Origin of the sequence: Streptomyces sp. NPDC101490 (assembly GCF_044767145.1) — a bacterium.
In the GTDB taxonomy this organism is placed as follows: Bacteria; Actinomycetota; Actinomycetes; order Streptomycetales; family Streptomycetaceae; genus Streptomyces.
The window spans coordinates 88,074-106,366 of sequence record NZ_JBIWNI010000024.1 but is presented as its reverse complement, the minus strand read 5'-3'; the positions used below and the strand labels follow the sequence as shown (position 1 = coordinate 106,366).

Genomic DNA, 18,293 nt, shown 5'->3' with positions numbered 1-18,293 from the left:
TCTGGGGCGGCCGGGGATGCCAGTGACTGCTCGGGTGGCGAGGTCTCCGGGACGCCCGGGGTGACAGGGCCGGTGGGGCCGGTGGCCCGTTCGGACGGCCCTGGCGCGACCCGTCCGTTCCCAACCGGTCCTTTCCCGACCCGAACCGCCCGGCCCGGCCCGTCTGTACCTGACGTACTCCGGTGGCCGGTCCGGGGGTTTTCCACAGGGGTGGTCCGGGAGTCGGCGAGGGCGCAGAGTGGAGCCATGCGGGGGTGGTGGCACGAGATCGCCGGGCTGGTGCTGCCGGTCGCCTGCGCGGGCTGCGGTCTGCCGAGGACGGAGCTGTGCCCGGTGTGCGCGGACGAGCTGGCCGGGGGCGCGGAGGGGCCGCGCCGGGTGCGGCCCGCGCCCGAGCCCGCCGGGCTCCCGGTGGTGCACGCCGCCGCGCCCTACGCCGGGGCCGTACGGGACGTGCTCCTGGCCCACAAGGAACGCGGGGCGCTCGCGCTCGCCGGACCGCTGGGCGGGGCGCTGGCCGGGGCCGTGGAGGCCGCTGCCGGGCCCGTGGAGAGTCTCGGGCCGCGTCCGCTGCTCCTGGTGCCGGTGCCGTCCTCACGGCGCTCGGTGCGGACGCGTGGCCACGATCCGACGCGACGGATCGCACGGGCCGCGGCGGCGCGGCTGCGGCGGTCGGGGCGCCCGGCGCGGGTGGTGCCGGTGCTGCGGCAGCGCCGGTTCGTGGCGGACCAGGCGGGCCTCGGGGCGCGCGGACGGCTGGCCAACCTCGCCGGGGCGCTGGAGGTCGTGCCCGGCGGCGGACGGCTCCTGGCGGCCGGAAGGGTGGTCCTCGTGGACGACATCATGACCACGGGGGCGTCGCTCGCGGAGGCCGCCCGCGCCCTCGGAGCCGTACACCTGCCGTTCATTTCCGGCGGAATACCGGGAGGCTCCGCGACTGGTTTCACGCAGCACGGATTCGAACAGCGGGTCGCGGCCGTGATCGCATCCTCTCCCACTTCGTTCGAATTAAACCGGAACTCTCCGGGAACTTGGATCGTTGCAGGTGGTGAGAGGTGAGAGCACCCGAACGGAGGTATGTCGCGGTAGCGGGTGCCGACACCCGTCCGAAGGGGCTATGTTCGGTTGTGAGGAATGGTGAAAGCCATCGCTCGCCGAAAACATGGTTGCGCCTACAGGACAGGAGTTCAGGGCGAATTAACCTCATGTCGACGGGGTGGGGATCTTGTCGGCTGGGGAGGAGGAGGTGAAAACGCCGAGTCCGAAGCTCCGGTAATCCACCGGAGCATCTGGTGCAAAGGGAGATGCCCGGCGGCCAAGGAGCCGGTCCGGGCGATCCGGGAACGGAGTTCTGCGTGGACATCGTCGTCAAGGGCCGCAAGACCGAGGTGCCCGAGCGGTTCCGCAAGCACGTGGCCGAGAAGCTGAAGCTGGAGAAGATCCAGAAGCTCGACGGCAAGGTGATCAGCCTCGACGTCGAGGTGTCCAAGGAGCTGAATCCGCGGCAGGCCGACAGGTCGGACCGCGTGGAGATCACCCTCCACTCCCGAGGTCCGGTGATCCGGGCCGAAGCCGCGGCAGGCGACCCTTACGCAGCGCTCGACCTCGCCAGCGACAAGCTGGAGGCGCGCCTGCGGAAGCAGCACGACAAGCGCTACACCCGCCGTGGGAACGGCAGGCTTTCGGCGGCGGAGGTCGGGGACGTGGTGCCCGGCGCCGCCCAGCTCGACGGCAACGGTCAGCTGGTCGCCGACGAGACCGACAAGGTGCCCACCACGATGATGGGCTCGATCGAGGTGCAGGGCGAAGGCCCGCTCGTGGTCCGCGAGAAGACCCACGCGGCCGCGCCGATGACGCTCGACCAGGCGCTCTACGAGATGGAACTGGTCGGGCACGACTTCTACCTCTTCGTCGACTCCGACACGAAGCAGCCGAGCGTGGTCTACCGGCGGCACGCGTACGACTACGGCGTCATCCATCTGGAGAGCGACCCGCTCGCCGAGGGCGGCGGCGCCGGTGGTGCGCTCGGCGGCTGACCGGCCGTCGCCCGCACCGCTCGTACGGTGTCCCCGGGGTGCCCCCGGAGCGCTCTCCGCGCTCCCGGGGGCACCCCCGCGCGTGCGGGAAGTCTCCGCCGCCGCCGGGGCATGAAATCATGTGGTGCACGCCAACCGGTGCTTACTGGGCACCGGTTGGAGGACCGGATACGAATTCAGGCCACGGCCTTCAGGGGGAGGAACGATGGCGGACAGCTTCGGGCCGGTGCTCAGCGGGCGTGAGCACGGTGGCGCGGTCCCGGAGGGATCGGAACCGGACAGCGGCACCTTCCGCAAGGAGCCGATCCGGGTCCTCGTCGTGGACGACCACGCCCTCTTCCGCCGGGGACTGGAGATCGTCCTCGCCCAGGAGGAGGACATCCAGGTCGTGGGCGAGGCCGGGGACGGGGCCGAGGCCGTCGACAAGGCGGCGGACCTGCTGCCCGACATCGTCCTGATGGACGTACGGATGCCCCGGCGCGGCGGCATCGAGGCGTGCACCTCCATCAAGGAGGTGGCCCCCAGCGCGAAGATCATCATGCTGACGATCAGCGACGAGGAGGCCGATCTCTACGACGCCATCAAGGCGGGGGCCACCGGCTATCTCCTCAAGGAGATCTCCACCGACGAGGTCGCCACCGCGATCCGCGCGGTCGCGGACGGCCAGTCGCAGATCAGCCCCTCGATGGCGTCGAAACTCCTCACCGAGTTCAAGTCGATGATCCAGCGCACCGACGAACGCAGGCTGGTGCCCGCGCCCCGGCTCACCGACCGCGAGCTGGAGGTCCTCAAACTGGTGGCGACCGGAATGAACAACCGGGACATCGCCAAGCAACTGTTCATCTCCGAGAACACGGTGAAGAACCACGTCCGGAACATCCTGGAGAAGCTCCAGCTGCACTCCCGGATGGAAGCCGTGGTCTACGCGATGCGGGAGAAGATCCTGGAGATCCGGTAAGGGCCGGTCCCGCTCTCCGGGGGAGCCCCGGTCACTTCGACCGGGCGGGGCTTCTCCGGCCGGGCACGGCATTCCCCGCGGCGCCCGGGGCACTCCCCGCGAGGCCCTGTCCGGGGCCCGGGCCCGGAGAATTCCAGGGCCCTCCCGGACGGCGCCCACACCTTCCGTGCCCCGATCCCCGGGTGCCTGGATGCCCAGGTGTCGCAGTGTCCCGGTGTCTCCTGCGGCTTCTGCGAGTCCCTTCCGCCGCAGCAGGCCGCCCACGGGCCGCTCGGGCGGCCCCAGGCCCCTTCAAGCTCCTCGTGCGCCCCTGGGGCGAGCCCTCGCCCCCTGTCGTCAGCCCAGCGCGCGGATCAGCTCCGGCACCAGTTCCGGGTGGCTCACCCGGTCCGGTACCACCGAGACCGCGTCGCAGCCCACCCACTCGGCCGCCTCGCGCAGCGCCCGCGCCACCGCGGGCACCGCCTTCGGGCCGTCGAGCGTCACCTGCCGGGCGACCAGCGTCCGGCCCTCCCGCGCCGGGTCCACCCGGCCCACCAGACGGCCCCCGGCCAGCACCGGCATCGCGAAGTAGCCGTGGACCCGCTTCTGCTTCGGCACGTACGCCTCCAGGCGGTGCGCGAAGCCGAAGATCCGCTCCGTGCGCGCCCGCTCCCAGATCAGCGAGTCGAACGGCGAGAGCAGCGTCGTACGGTGCCGGCCGCGCGGCTCCGAGGCCAGCGCCGCCGGGTCGGCCCAGGCGGGCTTGGACCAGCCCGCCACCGTCACCGGCACGAGCCCCGCCGCCTCGACCACCGCGTCGAACTGCTCGCCCTTCAGCCGGTGGTAGTCGGCGATGTCCGCGCGGGTGCCCACGCCCAGCGCCTCACCCGCCTGTCGCACCAGACGCCGTACGCACTCGGTGTCGTCCAGGTCGTCATGGAGCAGCGACTGGGGGACGGCCCGCTCCGCCAGGTCGTACACCCGCTTCCAGCCGCGCCGCTCGACCACCACCACCTCGCCGTACATCAGCGCCCGCTCGACGGCGATCTTGGCGTCCGACCAGTCCCACCACTCGCCCTTGTTCTTCGCGCCGCCCAGCTCGGACGCCGTCCGGGGGCCCTCGGCCCGCAGCTGGGCGATGACCTTGTCGTACGCCCCGGGCGACAGCTCGTGGCCCCAGTGCGGGCGGTCGCGGTAGGCGCGCCTGCGGAAGGCGAAGTGCGGCCACTCCTCGACGGGCAGGACACAGGCGGCGTGCGACCAGTACTCGAAGGCGTGGGTGCCGGTCCAGTAGGCGTCCTCGACCGTCCCGCGGCCGACGGCGCCCAGTCGCGCGTAAGGGATCAGCTCGTGCGAGCGGGCGAGCACGGAGATCGTGTCGAGCTGGACCTGGCCGAGCGCGCGCAGCACCCCGCGCACCCCGGCACGGCGGTCGGGCGTCCCCAGGAAGCCCTGGGCGCGCAGCGCGATGCGGCGGGCTTCGTCGGCGGACAGTTCGGCGGCGGGGCGCGGCGCAGTCGTCATGGACCGCACCCTAGGCCCCGGCACTGACAGCCGAGTTGCCGGTCCCGGGCCCGTACCCGCTCGTCAGGGGGTGGCCGGCCGCTCCTGGGCCGGGAGGTGCGGCAGGGGACTGGGGAGGCCGAAGTCGGAGGGGAGGAGGGCGGCGACCCAGCCGTCCCGGAGCGTGCCCCGGGAGGCGAGCCCGGCGCGCTGGACGCCCTCGACGACGAAGCCGACGCGCTCGGCCACCGCGCGCGAGCCGGTGTTGCCGACCTCGGCGCGCCACACCAGACGGACACAGCCGAGCTGGGTGAAGGCCCAGTGGGCGAGGGCGCGGACGGCCTCCGTCATGTACCCGGCGCCGCGGTGCTCCCGGGCCAGCCAGTAGCCGACCTCCCAGACGCCCCCGTCGCGGCTGCTCAGCGAGACGGCGGCCAGCAGCGGGCCCCCGGCCACGGGTTCCACCGCGAAGGTGTACTCGGTGTCCTCGCGCCAGCCGTCCGGCACCAGGCGCTGGAGGAACAGTTCGGCGTCCTGCCGGGTGTACGGCGAGGGGACGACGGTCCAGCGCAGGATGTCCGGGTCCTGGCAGATGGCGTGCACCGCGTCGGCGTCCTCCGGGACGAAGTTCCGGAGCCGGAGGCGGTCGGTGGTGAGGGTGATCGGATCCATGCCGGGATTGTGGTGACCCGGGGCACCGGAAGCGAACACTTTTCGGGTGGGGCGGCACCTTCCGCCCACCTCGTGCGTTCTCTTTCCGGGCGGACGTACGGGCTGCGGCACTGTGGGCCTCCCTCTGCGAGGGCGGTCTCGCTTACGATGGCCGTTGCGGTGGGGACCACCTGCCGTGCCCGCGCTCGCGTCCATGACAAGACCCAGTGCCAGGCCCGACCGGCAAGGAGACCAGCCTCAGTGTCCGTCTTCAACAAGCTCATGCGTGCAGGCGAAGGAAAGATCCTGCGCAAACTGCACCGCATCGCGGACCAGGTCAACTCCATCGAAGAGGACTTCGTCAACCTCTCCGACGCCGAGTTGCGGGCGCTCACCGATGAGTACAAGCAGAGGTACGCCGACGGCGAGAGCCTCGACGACCTGCTTCCCGAGGCCTTCGCGACCGTGCGCGAGGCCGCGAAGCGTGTGCTCGGTCAGCGCCACTACGACGTCCAGATGATGGGCGGCGCCGCCCTGCACCTCGGCTATGTCGCCGAGATGAAGACCGGTGAGGGCAAGACCCTCGTCGGCACCCTTCCCGCGTACCTCAACGCGCTCTCCGGCAAGGGCGTGCACCTGATCACGGTCAACGACTACCTGGCCGAGCGCGACTCCGAGATGATGGGCCGGGTGCACCGCTTCCTGGGTCTGTCGATCGGCTGCATCCTCTCCAACATGACGCCGGCCCAGCGCCGTGAGCAGTACAACTGCGACATCACGTACGGCACGAACAACGAGTTCGGCTTCGACTACCTGCGCGACAACATGGCGTGGTCCCAGGACGAGCTCGTCCAGCGCGGCCACAACTTCGCCTGTGTCGACGAGGTCGACTCCATCCTCGTCGACGAGGCCCGTACGCCGCTGATCATCTCCGGTCCGGCCGACCAGGCGACGAAGTGGTACGGCGACTTCGCCAAGCTCGTCACCCGCCTCTCCAAGGGCGAGCCCGGCAACCAGCTCAAGGGCATCGAGGAGACCGGCGACTACGAGGTCGACGAGAAGAAGCGGACCGTCGCCATCCATGAGGCCGGTGTCGCCAAGGTCGAGAACTGGCTGGGCATCGACAACCTCTACGAGTCGGTGAACACCCCCCTCGTCGGTTACCTGAACAACGCCATCAAGGCGAAGGAACTGTTCAAGAAGGACAAGGACTACGTCGTCATGGACGGCGAAGTCATGATCGTCGATGAGCACACCGGCCGTATCCTCGCCGGTCGCCGCTACAACGAGGGCATGCACCAGGCGATCGAGGCGAAGGAAGGGGTGGCGATCAAGGACGAGAACCAGACCCTCGCCACGATCACCCTCCAGAACTTCTTCCTGCTGTACTCGAAGCTCTCCGGCATGACCGGTACGGCGATGACCGAGGCGGCCGAGTTCCACCAGATCTACAAGCTGGGCGTCGTCCCGATCCCCACGAACAGGCCGATGATCCGCAAGGACCAGTCCGACCTGATCTACCGGACCGAGGTCGCCAAGTTCGCCGCCGTCGTCGACGACATCGCGGAGAAGCACGACAAGGGGCAGCCGATCCTGGTCGGCACGACCTCGGTCGAGAAGTCCGAGTACCTTTCGCAGCAGCTCTCCAAGCGCGGTGTGCAGCACGAGGTGCTCAACGCCAAGCACCACGACCGCGAGGCGAGCATCGTCGCCCAGGCCGGTCGCCGCGGCGCCGTCACCGTCGCCACGAACATGGCTGGCCGTGGTACGGACATCAAGCTCGGCGGCAACCCGGACGACCTCGCCGAGGCCGAGCTGCGCCAGGCGGGCCTGGACCCGGTCGAGCACGTCGAGGAGTGGGCCGCGGCCCTGCCCGGCGCCCTGGAGCGTGCCGCGAAGGCCGTGAAGGCGGAGTTCGAGGAGGTCAAGGACCTCGGCGGGCTGTACGTGCTGGGCACCGAGCGCCATGAGTCCCGCCGTATCGACAACCAGCTGCGCGGTCGTTCCGGCCGTCAGGGCGACCCCGGCGAGTCCCGTTTCTACCTCTCGCTCGGCGACGACCTGATGCGCCTGTTCAAGGCGCAGATGGTCGAGCGCGTGATGGCCATGGCCAACGTGCCGGACGACGTGCCGATCGAGAACAAGATGGTCACCCGGGCCATCGCCTCCGCCCAGTCGCAGGTCGAGACGCAGAACTTCGAGACCCGTAAGAACGTCCTGAAGTACGACGACGTGCTCAACCGGCAGCGCCAGGTCATCTACGGCGAGCGCCGTCGCGTCCTGGAGGGCGAGGACCTGCACGAGCAGGTGCAGCACTTCATGGACGACACGATCGACGACTACATCCGCCAGGAGACCGCCGAGGGCTTCGCGGAGGAGTGGGACCTCGACCGTCTGTGGACCGCGTTCAAGCAGCTCTACCCGGTGAAGGTCACCGTGGAGGAGCTGGAGGACACGGCCGGGGACCGGGCGGGCATCACCGCCGAGTTCATCGCCGAGTCGATCAAGAACGACATCCACGAGCAGTACCAGTCGCGCGAGACGCAGCTCGGCTCGGAGATCATGCGTGAGCTGGAGCGGCGCGTGGTCCTGTCCGTCCTGGACCGCAAGTGGCGCGAGCACCTCTACGAGATGGACTACCTCCAGGAGGGCATCGGTCTGCGCGCCATGGCGCAGAAGGACCCGCTGGTCGAGTACCAGCGCGAGGGCTTCGACATGTTCACCGCCATGATGGAGGGCATCAAGGAGGAGTCCGTCGGCTACCTGTTCAACCTGGAGGTCCAGGTCGAGCAGCAGGTCGAGGAGGTCCCGGTGCAGGCGAGCTCTCCCTCGCTCGACAAGCAGGACGCGGTGCCCGCCGGGCGTCCGGAGATCCGCGCCAAGGGCCTCGACGCCCCGCAGCGGCCCGACCGGCTCCACTTCTCCGCGCCGAGCGTGGACGGTGACGGCGGTGTCGTCGAGGGCGACTTCGCCTCCGACGACGCGGACGGTGGCGACGGGATGACCCGTGCCGAGCGCCGCAAGGCCCAGAAGAACGCGGGCGGCGGGCGTCGCCGCAAGAAGTGAGGCCGGGACCGCCGAGGTCCTGAGCCGATGACGGAAGGGGTCGGTCGCCCGTTGGGGCGGTCGGCCCCTTCCGTCATGCCGGGCGGTCCGGCCCTGTCCGCCGGCGTCCGTCATGCCGGGCGGTCCGTGCGGGGCGGCCGGGCTGAGCGGTTGGTGCGTTCCGTCGCGCGGGGCGGCCGGGCCCGGTGGTCCGTGCGTTCCGTCATGCGGGGCGGTCCGCCGCACCGAGTCCGTCGAGCTCCACGGCGGCGCAGCGCCAGCGGCGGTCCGCCCCCAGTTCCAGGCGGAAGGCCATGGCTCGCAGGCGCGGTCCCGTGGCGATCGTCGCGAAGGCTTCGAGGACGGTCCGGCCGTCGTGCGCCTGCGCCGAGCAGCGGCGCAGCACCGGGCGGGGACCGAGCGAGCGCAGCGGCGTCCGGGGGGCGATCCGGACGAGCTGCTCGTACGCCTCTCCGACGGTGTGGCCGAGCATCCAGTGGACCGGGCGCTCCCCGCTGAGGACGGCGAGCAGGCGCTCGGCGAAGACGGTGTGCGGGGGGAGGGCGCGGGGCGCCGGGGAGGTGCGGGGGCGCGGGACGGTGGTGCGGGGGTGGTGACCGGGGTGGGTGCCGGTGTGGCCGCGCGGGCGGGTGCCGGCCGGTCCGGCGGGGGCGGTGCGGGGACGTGGTGTGCGGGGGCGGGTGGCCGCCGTGGCGGGGTGCGGCCGGGCGGCGGGTGCGGGGGCCGGGCGCGGCGCGGGGGCGCCGGAGGGGGCGTGCCCGGGTCCGGCGGGCGGTGCGGCGGCGAGCGTGCTGGTCATGAGGGCCCCCTGTCGTTGCGTAACCGACTGATACCAGTCAGTAACTTTCCTTGGGGATCTTGTACGGGTGGGGCCGGAGCCCCCGCAAGGAGCGGCCCGCGCCGAAGTCGTCCGAAAACGGAATCACCTATCCGGGTGATGGCCCGAAAATTCGGGTCACCGAGGTCCCCGGAGGTCCGTCCCGGCGGTGGACGCGGGCCCGCTCCGGCCGGAATCCCCGAAGGGGGACTCCGCACGTATCCTGAGGCTCTCCGACCACGGATGCGTCTACGAAAGCGGCCAGTCATGCGCGTGTACGTCCCCCTGACCCTCCCCGGTCTCGCACAGGCGCACGAGGCGGGCGAGCTGGGTCCCGGCCCGCTGACCGCCTACGCCGTCACCCCCGCCCTGCGCGAGTGGTACGTCTCCGACGACATCGAGGAGCTGGAGTACGCGGCGCTCAACCGGGCCGCCGCCGCCTCCCTGCGCCTCCTCGCGGGGGCCCCGGGGGCGCCCAGGCGCCGGATCGTCGTCGCCGTGGACGTCGCCGACCGCGACGCGGCCACGGACCCCGGCCCGGGGCTGGACGCCGCTTCCGTCGGCGAGGTCCGGATCGCCGGGCCCGTACCGCTCGCCAAGGCGGCGGCCGTGCACGCGGACGCGGACGACGCCGAGGCCGACGTCACGGCCGCCGCCGCCGCGCTCGGGGCGGCGGACCAGGGCGACGACGACGCGCGGTTCGTCGTGGACGGCGCCGAGGACCACGAGCTGCTCTGGTTCGGCGTCCAGGAGATCCCCGCGCTCCTGGGCTGATTCCCGGCCCGGCACGTGACTGTCCGAGCCGCCGGGTACGGTCCTCTCCATGGGGAAGCGCGACGGCTTGCGGGGCAAGCATCTGGTCTGGGACTGGAACGGCACACTGCTCGACGACATCGGCGCGGTCATCGGGGCGACCAACGCCGCCTTCGCCGAGCTGGGACTCGAACCGATCACTCTGGAGCGGTACCGCGAGCTGTACACGGTGCCGGTGCCCAAGTTCTACGAGCGGCTCATGGGGCGGCTGCCCACCGACAACGAGTGGAGCGTCATGGACGGCGCCTTCCACCGGCACTACTGGGCGCGGGCCGAGGGCTGCGGGCTGACCTCCGGCGCCGCCGAGCTGCTCGCGGTCCGGCAGGAGTCCGGGTTCACCCAGTCACTGCTCTCGCTCGCGCCGCACGCCGAGCTGATACCGCTGGTGCGGCGGCACGGGATCGCCGAGCGGTTCGTCCGCATGGACGGCCGGGCCGACGCCTCGACGGACGGGAAGTCCGGGCACATGGTGCGGCACCTGGCGGCGCTGGGCGGCGTCCGGGCCGACCGGGTGGTCGTCATCGGGGACGCGGCGGACGACGCGCTGGCGGCGGCCCACGTGGGCGCCAAGGCGGTGCTCTACACCGGGGGCTCGCACAGCAGGGCGTCCCTGGAGCGGGTGGGCGTCCCCGTGGTCGACTCACTCGCGGAGGCGGTGGCGGTCGCGGAGGAGCTGGTCTAGCGGGTCCTGGGGCGGGTCCCGGCGGGTGCCGGGGCCGACGGTCCCGGCGGTGCCGAGCCCGGTGGTGCGGGTCCTGGTCACGCCGGGGCCCTGGTGACCCGGGTGTCTCACCGACGGAGCCCTGGTGGTGCGGGGCCCCGGTCGCAGGGGCGCGGAAGGCACCGCCCGGCGAGTCCGGCGGTGCCGGGGCCTTGACCGCACCGGGGCCCTGACCGCGCCGACCCCCCGGCACCACCGCGACCGGCACCGGCCCGGATCATGACGCAGCCCGCAGCCCGCAGCCCGCAGCCCGCAGCCCGCAGCCCGCAGCCCGGACCCCGGTTCGTCGGGGCCCGGCCGTGCCGGAGTCGCGCGGGTCAGCCCTTGGCGCGGAGCACCTTCAGGAACTCGCGCATCCAGACCGGGTGGTCCGGCCAGGCGCGGGAGGAGACCAGCAGGCCGTCCACCACGGCCTCGCTGTCCTCGAAGGACGCCCCGGCCGCCCGCATGTCCAGTTCCAGCGCGGGGTACGCCGTGACGCGACGGCCCTCCAGGCTGCCCGTCGCCGCCGTCATGAGCGGTCCGTGACAGATCTGCGCCACCGGCTTGTCGGAGTCGAAGAACGCCTTGAGGATCGCGCGCAGCTCCGGATCGTTGCGCAGGTACTCCGGTGCCCGGCCGCCCGGGATCACCACGGCCGCGTACGCGCCCGGGTCCACCTCGGAGAACGCCAGATCGGCCGGCCAGGTGTAGCCCGGCTTCTCCGTGTACGTGTCGAAACCGGGCTCGAAGTCATGGACGACGAAGCGGAGCGTCTTGCGCGCCGGGGCCGCGATGTCCACCTCGTACCCCTCTTCGAGGAGCCGCTGGTACGGGTACAGCACCTCCAGCGACTCCGCCGCGTCCCCGGTCACGATCAGGATCTTCGCCATGGCTCTCCCAGCTCGCAGATGGTCGGTCCGCCCTGCTGCGCCCATGCTCGCGCACATGCCGTCCCCGGCGGGCCTCTTTGCCAAGAGGACATGTGTCGCTGTCCAGAACGTCAAACTTCCCCCTCATCTTTTGTACACATGCGGCTCATGACGGTTCGGGGGTTGGGGGCGATAGGCTTTTGCCGTGATCAGCGCGATACGCCGTGGGGGCAGTGAAGCCCCCGGCCGCCGCCCGACCCGCCACGGCGGCCGGGCCCACCGTGCGTTCGCCGATCCCTTCCGTCCGGGCGTGCCGCTCTCCGTGGCCGATAACGACCCGGGCATCTCTCATCCGGGCATAACGTCGACGTCGACCGGAATCACCGCGTCGTGGCGTTGTGCCCTTTCTTCCACCGACGTCACGCAACGGCGCGCGACAGGAGTCAGAGGACATGCAGACCAAGCTGGACGAAGCCAAGGCCGAGCTGCTCGAAAGGGCCGCCCGGGTAGCTGAGCACAGCCCGGTCGGGGGGCGACTCCCGACGGGCGCCGAGGGCGCCGGGGAGCGCCCGGACCGGGACACGGTGCTCGAGTACCTCCAGCGCTACTACCTGCACACCGCTCCGGAGGACCTCGGCGACCGGGACCCGGTCGACGTGTTCGGTGCCGCGCTCTCCCACTACCGCCTCGCGGAGAACCGTCCGCAGGGCACCGCGAACGTGCGCGTCCACACCCCCACGGTGGAGGAGAACGGCTGGACGAGCAGCCACTCCGTCGTCGAGGTCGTCACCGACGACATGCCCTTCCTCGTCGACTCCGTCACCAACGAGCTGTCCCGCCAGGGCCGCGGCATCCACGTCGTGATCCACCCGCAGGTCCTCGTCCGCCGTGACGTCACCGGGCGCCTCATCGAGGTCCTCTCGGCCCAGATCCACGGCGAGCTGCCGCACGACGCGCTCACCGAGTCCTGGATCCACGTCGAGATCGACCGCGAGACCGACCGCGCCGACCTCAAGCAGATCACCGCCGACCTGCTGCGCGTCCTGTCCGACGTCCGCGAGACGGTCGAGGACTGGGAGAAGATGCGCGAGGCCGCCCTGCGGATCGCCGACGGCCTCCCGGCCGAGCCCACCGCGTCCGACCTGCGCCCCACCGAGGTCGAGGAGGCCCGCGAGCTGCTGCGCTGGCTCGCCGACGACCACTTCACCTTCCTCGGCTACCGCGAGTACGAACTGGTCGACGGGGACGCCCTGGCCGCCGTCCCCGGCACCGGCCTCGGCATCCTGCGCTCCGACCCGCAGCACACCGGCGGCGACGAGGGCCACCACGCCCACCCCGTCTCGCCGTCCTTCAGCCGGCTGCCCGCCGACGCCCGCGCCAAGGCCCGCGAGCACAAGCTGCTGATCCTGACGAAGGCCAACAGCCGCGCGACCGTGCACCGCCCCTCGTACCTCGACTACGTCGGCGTGAAGAAGTTCGACGCCGACGGCAACGTCATCGGCGAGCGCCGCTTCCTCGGACTGTTCTCCTCGGCCGCCTACACCGAGTCCGTCCGCCGGGTCCCCGTCGTCAAGCGCAAGGTCAAGGAGGTCCTGGCGGGCGCGGGCTTCTCGCCCAACAGCCACGACGGCCGCGACCTGCTCCAGATCCTGGAGACCTACCCGCGGGACGAGCTGTTCCAGACCCCGGTCGACCAGCTCCAGGCCATCGTCACCAGCGTCCTGTACCTCCAGGAGCGCCGCCGCCTCCGGCTCTACCTGCGCCAGGACGAGTACGGCCGCTACTACTCGGCCCTCGTCTACCTGCCGCGCGACCGCTACACCACCCGCGTCCGGCTGCGGATCATCGACATCCTGAAGGAGGAGCTCGGCGGCGCCAGCGTCGACTTCACCGCCTGGAACACCGAGTCGATCCTCTCCCGGCTGCACTTCGTCGTCCGGGTCGAGCCCGGCACCGAGCTGGCGAAGCTCACCGACGCCGACGTCGACCGCATCGAGGCCCGGCTCGTCGACGCCGCCCGTTCCTGGGCCGACGGCTTCGCCGAGGCGCTGAACGCCGAGTGCGGCGAGGAGCGCGCCGCCGAGCTGCTGCGCCGCTACGGCAACGCCATCCCCGAGGGCTACAAGGCCGACCACTCGCCCCGCGCGGCCGTCGCCGACCTGGTCCACGTGGAGGCCCTGGCCCGCACCGAGGGCAAGGACTTCGCGCTCTCGCTGTACGAGCCGGTCGGCGCGGGCCCCGGCGAGCGCCGCTTCAAGATCTACAAGACGGGCGAGCCGATCTCCCTGTCCGCCGTGCTCCCGGTGCTCAACCGGCTCGGCGTCGAGGTCACCGACGAGCGCCCCTACGAGCTGCGCTGCACCGACCGCGCCCACGCCTGGATCTACGACTTCGGTCTGCGGATGCCCGCCCCGACCGGCAACGGCGACTACCTCGGTGACGACGCCCGCGGACGCTTCCAGGAGGCCTTCGCCGCCACCTGGACCGGCAGGGCCGAGGACGACAACTTCAACTCGCTCGTCCTGTCCGCCGGGCTCACCTGGCGCGAGGCGATGGTGCTGCGCGCCTACGCCAAGTACCTGCGCCAGGCCGGTTCGACGTTCAGCCAGGACTACATGGAGGACACCCTCCGCAACAACGTCCACACCACCCGGCTGCTCGTCTCCCTCTTCGAGGCCCGGATGGCGCCGGAGCGCCAGCGCGCCGGGACCGAGCTGACCGACGGCATCCTGGAGGAGCTGGACGGCGCCCTCGACCAGGTCGCGAGCCTGGACGAGGACCGCATCCTGCGGTCCTTCCTCACGGTCGTCAAGGCGACGCTGCGGACGAACTTCTTCCAGAAGGACGCCCAGGGGGAGCCGCACTCCTACGTGTCGATGAAGTTCGACCCGCAGGCCATCCCCGACCTCCCCGCGCCCCGCCCGGCCTTCGAGATCTGGGTGTACTCCCCGCGCGTCGAGGGCGTCCACCTGCGCTTCGGCAAGGTCGCCCGGGGCGGTCTGCGCTGGTCCGACCGGCGCGAGGACTTCCGTACCGAGATCCTCGGCCTGGTCAAGGCGCAGATGGTGAAGAACACCGTCATCGTGCCGGTCGGGGCCAAGGGCGGCTTCGTCGCCAAGCAGCTCCCGGACCCGTCCGTGGACCGGGACGCCTGGCTGGCCGAGGGCATCGCCTCGTACAAGACCTTCATCTCGGCGCTGCTCGACATCACCGACAACCTGGTCGCGGGCGAGGTCGTGCCGCCCCTCGACGTGGTCCGCCACGACGAGGACGACACCTACCTGGTGGTCGCGGCCGACAAGGGCACCGCGACCTTCTCCGACATCGCCAACGGGGTCGCGGAGTCGTACGGCTTCTGGCTCGGTGACGCCTTCGCCTCCGGCGGCTCCGCCGGATACGACCACAAGGGCATGGGCATCACCGCCCGCGGTGCCTGGGAGTCCGTCAAGCGGCACTTCCGCGAGCTGGGCCACGACACCCAGAGCGAGGACTTCACCGTCGTCGGCGTCGGTGACATGTCCGGTGACGTCTTCGGCAACGGAATGCTGCTCTCCGAGCACATCCGGCTGGTCGCCGCCTTCGACCACCGGCACATCTTCCTCGACCCGAACCCGGAAGCGGCCGTCTCCTACGCCGAGCGCCGCCGCCTCTTCGAGCTGCCCCGCTCGTCCTGGGCCGACTACGACTCCTCGCTGCTCTCCGCCGGTGGCGGCATCCACCCCCGCAGCGCCAAGTCGATCCCGGTCAACGCGCAGGTCAGGGCCGCCCTCGGCATCGAGGCTGGGATCACCAAGATGACTCCGGCCGAGCTGATGAAGGCCGTGCTCCAGGCCCCCGTCGACCTGCTGTGGAACGGCGGCATCGGCACGTACGTGAAGTCCTCGGCCGAGACCGACGCCGACGTCGGCGACAAGGCCAACGACGCCATCCGCGTCGACGGCCAGGACGTCCGGGCCAAGGTCGTCGGCGAGGGCGGCAACCTCGGCGCGACCCAGCTGGGCCGTATCGAGTTCGCCCGCTCCGGCGGCCCCGGCGGCGACGGCGGCAAGATCAACACCGATGCCATCGACAACAGCGCGGGCGTCGACACCTCCGACCACGAGGTCAACATCAAGATCCTGCTCAACGGGCTCGTCGCCGAGGGCGACATGACCGTCAAGCAGCGCAACAAGATCCTCGCGGAGATGACCGACGAGGTCGGCGCGCTCGTGCTGCGCAACAACTACGCGCAGAACACGGCCCTGGCCAACGCCGCCGCCCAGTCGCCGTCCCTGCTCCACGCCCACCAGCGGTTCATGCGCCGCCTGGGCCGCGACGGGGCCCTCGACCGCTCCCTGGAGTTCCTGCCCAACGACCGGCAGATCCGCGAGCTGCTCAACAACGGGCGCGGTCTGAGCCAGCCGGAGCTGGCCGTCCTGCTCGCCTACACCAAGATCACGGTGGCCGACGAGCTGATCGGCACGGAGCTGCCGGACGACCCGTACCTGCTCGGACTGCTGCACGCGTACTTCCCGACGCTGCTGCGCGAGAAGTTCCCCGAGGCGGTCGACGGCCACGCGCTGCGCCGCGAGATCATCACCACCGTCCTGGTCAACGACACCGTCAACTCCGGCGGTTCGACCTTCCTGCACCGCCTCCGCGAGGAGACCGGCGCGTCGATCGAGGAGATCGTCCGGGCGCAGACCGCGGCCCGGGTGGTCTTCCGGCTCGGCCAGGTCTGGGACGCCGTCGAGGCGCTCGACAACCAGGTTCCGGCCGAGGTCCAGACCCGGATGCGGCTGCACTCGCGGCGGCTCGTCGAGCGCGGCACGCGCTGGCTGCTCAACAACCGGCCGCAGCCGCTCCAGCTCACCGAGACCATCGAGTTCTTCTCCGAGCGGGTCGAGGAGGTCCGGGCGCAGCTGCCCGGTCTGCTGCGCGGCGCGGACCTGGAGTGGTACGAGTCGATCCGGGACGACCTGATCGGGGCGGGCGTGCCGGAGGAGCTGGCCCGGCGGGTCGCGGGCTTCTCCTCGGCGTTCCCGGTCCTCGACGTCGTGGCGATCGCGGACCGGATGGGCAAGGAGCCGTCGGCGGTGGCCGAGGTCTACTTCGACCTGGGCGACCGGCTGCGGATCACCGATCTGATGGACCGGATCATCGAGCTGCCGCGCGGTGACCGGTGGCAGTCGATGGCCCGTGCCTCGATCCGTGAGGACCTGTTCGCGGCGCACGCGGCGCTGACGGCGGACGTCCTGACGGTGGGCAACGGCACGACCAGCCCCGAGGAGCGGTTCAAGGGCTGGGAGGAGCGGAACACGGCGATCCTGGGCCGCGCGCGGACGACCCTGGAGGAGATCCAGGGCTCGGACACCTTCGACCTGGCGAACCTGTCGGTGGCGATGCGGACCATGCGCACGCTGCTCCGGACGCACAGCTAGTCGCACCGATCCCGGACCGGGCTGCCCGGTCCGGGATCGCGTAGGGCCCCGCCGGATCTCCGGCGGGGCCCTACGCGTCTCCCCGGTCGCCCTAGGCGGTCTCCGTGGGCGGTCCCGGGACCGTCGAGGTCCACAGGCGGCGGGCGGCGAGCAGGGCGGCGGCGAGCAGCAGGCCGTTGCGGAGCGCCATGACGGCCAGGCCCCTGGGGGTGCCGGCGAGGACCTCGTCGTACAGGACGGGGTACGCGAGCGAGCTGAGCGCCGCCGCCGGGAGCAGCAGGAGCGCGACCGGGCGCATCACGGTGACGCGGGAGGTCAGGCAGACGGCGGCGAGTCCGAGCAGCCAGATCAGGTACTGGGGGCTGATGACCCGGCTGGTGGCGGTGAGGAGCAGGACGGCGGCGAGGGCCGCGTCGAAGGGGGTGGCGGCGGTCCAGCGGTGGGCCCGGACGCGCCAGAGCAGCAGCCAGCCGAAGGCGATGACGGTGAGCAGCAGGGCGAGGTGGCCGAGGCTGGAGACGTACGGGCCGACGTACTCGAAGGCGCCGTAGCGGTACTCGATCCGGCCGGGCCAGACGCCGGTGGCGCGGGCGAGCGCGAGGGCGGTGCCGCCGAGCGATTCGATCTGGACGCCCCGGTCGCCCTGCCCGCGCAGGAAGCCGAGCGAGCCGGAGAAGAACAGGGCGAGGGTGGCGAGCAGCGCGGCGGCGGCGACGCCGGCGGCGGTCCAGGCGTCGCGGGTGGTACGGCCCCGGGGGGTGCCGATGAGGGCGAGAACCGGCCAGACCTTGACCATGGCGCCGATTCCGGCGAGCGCCCCGCCGAGCTGGTGGGCGGCGGTCGGGCGGGCGCTGAGGGCGAGCAGGGCCAGGACGGCGAGGGCGGTGGTCTGGACGTCGTACCGGGCGAGCGGCAGATGCAGGAGGAGCGGCAGTCCGCAGACCCAGTACCAGGCGCCGTGGGTGAGCCGCGAGCTGTCGGCGCGGGCGAGGGCGAGGGTGACGACCGCGTCGGCGAGGAGGGCGAGGGCGACGAAGGCCTGGAAGTACGTCAGCCAGGGCAGGAGGCCCGGGGACATGATCACGACTCCGGCGCCGGGCGGGTACTGCCAGGTGACGTCCCCGGGCGGGAAGGTGCCCTGGGCGAACTGGCCGTACCAGTGCCGGTAGAGGTCCACCTCGCGGGCGACCCCGCCGATGCCGAGGTTGTCGCGCAGGAGCAGCAGGGCCATGCCCGCGCGGGTCAGCAGCCAGAGGGTGGCGAGGGCGAGCCGGGGGCCGAGGCCGACCGTGACGAAGGTGGCGGAGGTGAAGGTGTCCGAGTCGAAGGGGGACGCGGTGAGGGAGGGCGGCGGGGGCGCGGACGGCCGGGGCGGAGGGGGGTGCTCGTTCGTCATCCCTCCGCACTTTAGACCTCTATGTCCTATTTGCCTGGAGTCTTGGCCTCGACGGTGACTCCGGTCGTGGTCCCGGCCG

Annotated in this window: 12 protein-coding genes; 7 read left to right on the top strand and 5 right to left on the bottom strand. The window is 71.7% G+C overall.

Going from position 1 to position 18,293, the window contains the following annotated elements; all coding sequences use genetic code 11:
- Positions 1-246: 246 nt before the first annotated feature.
- From ACIRQY_RS30430 to ACIRQY_RS30420, 3 genes are all read left to right on the top strand, one after another.
- Positions 247-1,059, top strand: a complete 813-nt coding sequence (locus ACIRQY_RS30430; protein ID WP_403931039.1) for a ComF family protein — start codon at positions 247-249, stop codon at positions 1,057-1,059.
- 296 nt (positions 1,060-1,355) lie between these two features.
- The gene (gene hpf / locus ACIRQY_RS30425) at positions 1,356-2,036 is read left to right on the top strand and encodes a ribosome hibernation-promoting factor, HPF/YfiA family (RefSeq protein WP_351782992.1); all 681 of its coding nucleotides are present in this window, start codon (positions 1,356-1,358) and stop codon (positions 2,034-2,036) included.
- A gap of 205 nt (positions 2,037-2,241) precedes the next feature.
- Positions 2,242-2,994, top strand: coding sequence for a response regulator transcription factor (locus tag ACIRQY_RS30420; RefSeq protein ID WP_351782989.1), 753 nt, complete (start codon positions 2,242-2,244; stop codon positions 2,992-2,994).
- Positions 2,995-3,330: 336 nt separating this feature from the next.
- On the opposite strand, the gene ACIRQY_RS30415 is transcribed toward ACIRQY_RS30420, so the two are convergent.
- Together ACIRQY_RS30415 and ACIRQY_RS30410 are read right to left on the bottom strand one after the other, a co-directional pair.
- The gene (locus ACIRQY_RS30415) at positions 3,331-4,500 is read right to left on the bottom strand and encodes a winged helix-turn-helix domain-containing protein (RefSeq protein ID WP_403931036.1); all 1,170 of its coding nucleotides are present in this window, start codon (positions 4,498-4,500) and stop codon (positions 3,331-3,333) included.
- Positions 4,501-4,563: 63 nt separating this feature from the next.
- Positions 4,564-5,151 (bottom strand): GNAT family N-acetyltransferase, encoded by a 588-nt coding sequence (locus ACIRQY_RS30410; RefSeq protein WP_403931034.1) that lies wholly within the window; start codon positions 5,149-5,151, stop codon positions 4,564-4,566.
- 240 nt (positions 5,152-5,391) lie between these two features.
- Here ACIRQY_RS30410 and secA point away from each other — a divergent pair, with 240 nt between their 5' ends.
- Positions 5,392-8,196: a preprotein translocase subunit SecA gene (gene secA / locus ACIRQY_RS30405; protein ID WP_351782980.1), complete on the top strand. Its 2,805-nt coding sequence runs from the start codon at positions 5,392-5,394 to the stop codon at positions 8,194-8,196.
- Between the two features lie 202 nt (positions 8,197-8,398).
- On the opposite strand, the gene ACIRQY_RS30400 is transcribed toward secA, so the two are convergent.
- Positions 8,399-8,995, bottom strand: coding sequence for an Rv3235 family protein (locus ACIRQY_RS30400; RefSeq protein WP_403931032.1), 597 nt, complete (start codon positions 8,993-8,995; stop codon positions 8,399-8,401).
- A gap of 285 nt (positions 8,996-9,280) precedes the next feature.
- Here ACIRQY_RS30400 and ACIRQY_RS30395 point away from each other — a divergent pair, with 285 nt between their 5' ends.
- Entirely contained in the window at positions 9,281-9,787 is a 507-nt protein-coding gene (locus tag ACIRQY_RS30395; RefSeq protein WP_351782974.1) for a DUF6912 family protein, read from the top strand.
- 49 nt (positions 9,788-9,836) lie between these two features.
- Complete coding sequence (locus tag ACIRQY_RS30390; protein WP_403931030.1) at positions 9,837-10,508, top strand: HAD family hydrolase; 672 nt, start codon at positions 9,837-9,839, stop codon at positions 10,506-10,508.
- 356 nt (positions 10,509-10,864) lie between these two features.
- Here ACIRQY_RS30390 and ACIRQY_RS30385 read toward each other — a convergent pair whose 3' ends face one another.
- Positions 10,865-11,419: a DJ-1/PfpI family protein gene (locus ACIRQY_RS30385; protein WP_403931028.1), complete on the bottom strand. Its 555-nt coding sequence runs from the start codon at positions 11,417-11,419 to the stop codon at positions 10,865-10,867.
- Positions 11,420-11,850: 431 nt separating this feature from the next.
- Here ACIRQY_RS30385 and ACIRQY_RS30380 point away from each other — a divergent pair, with 431 nt between their 5' ends.
- A complete protein-coding gene (locus tag ACIRQY_RS30380) occupies positions 11,851-16,818 on the top strand; it encodes an NAD-glutamate dehydrogenase (protein WP_403931026.1) in 4,968 nt (1,655 codons plus the stop codon).
- 91 nt (positions 16,819-16,909) lie between these two features.
- On the opposite strand, the gene ACIRQY_RS30375 is transcribed toward ACIRQY_RS30380, so the two are convergent.
- Positions 16,910-18,214, bottom strand: a complete 1,305-nt coding sequence (locus ACIRQY_RS30375; protein ID WP_403931024.1) for a glycosyltransferase 87 family protein — start codon at positions 18,212-18,214, stop codon at positions 16,910-16,912.
- Positions 18,215-18,293 lie beyond the last annotated feature (79 nt).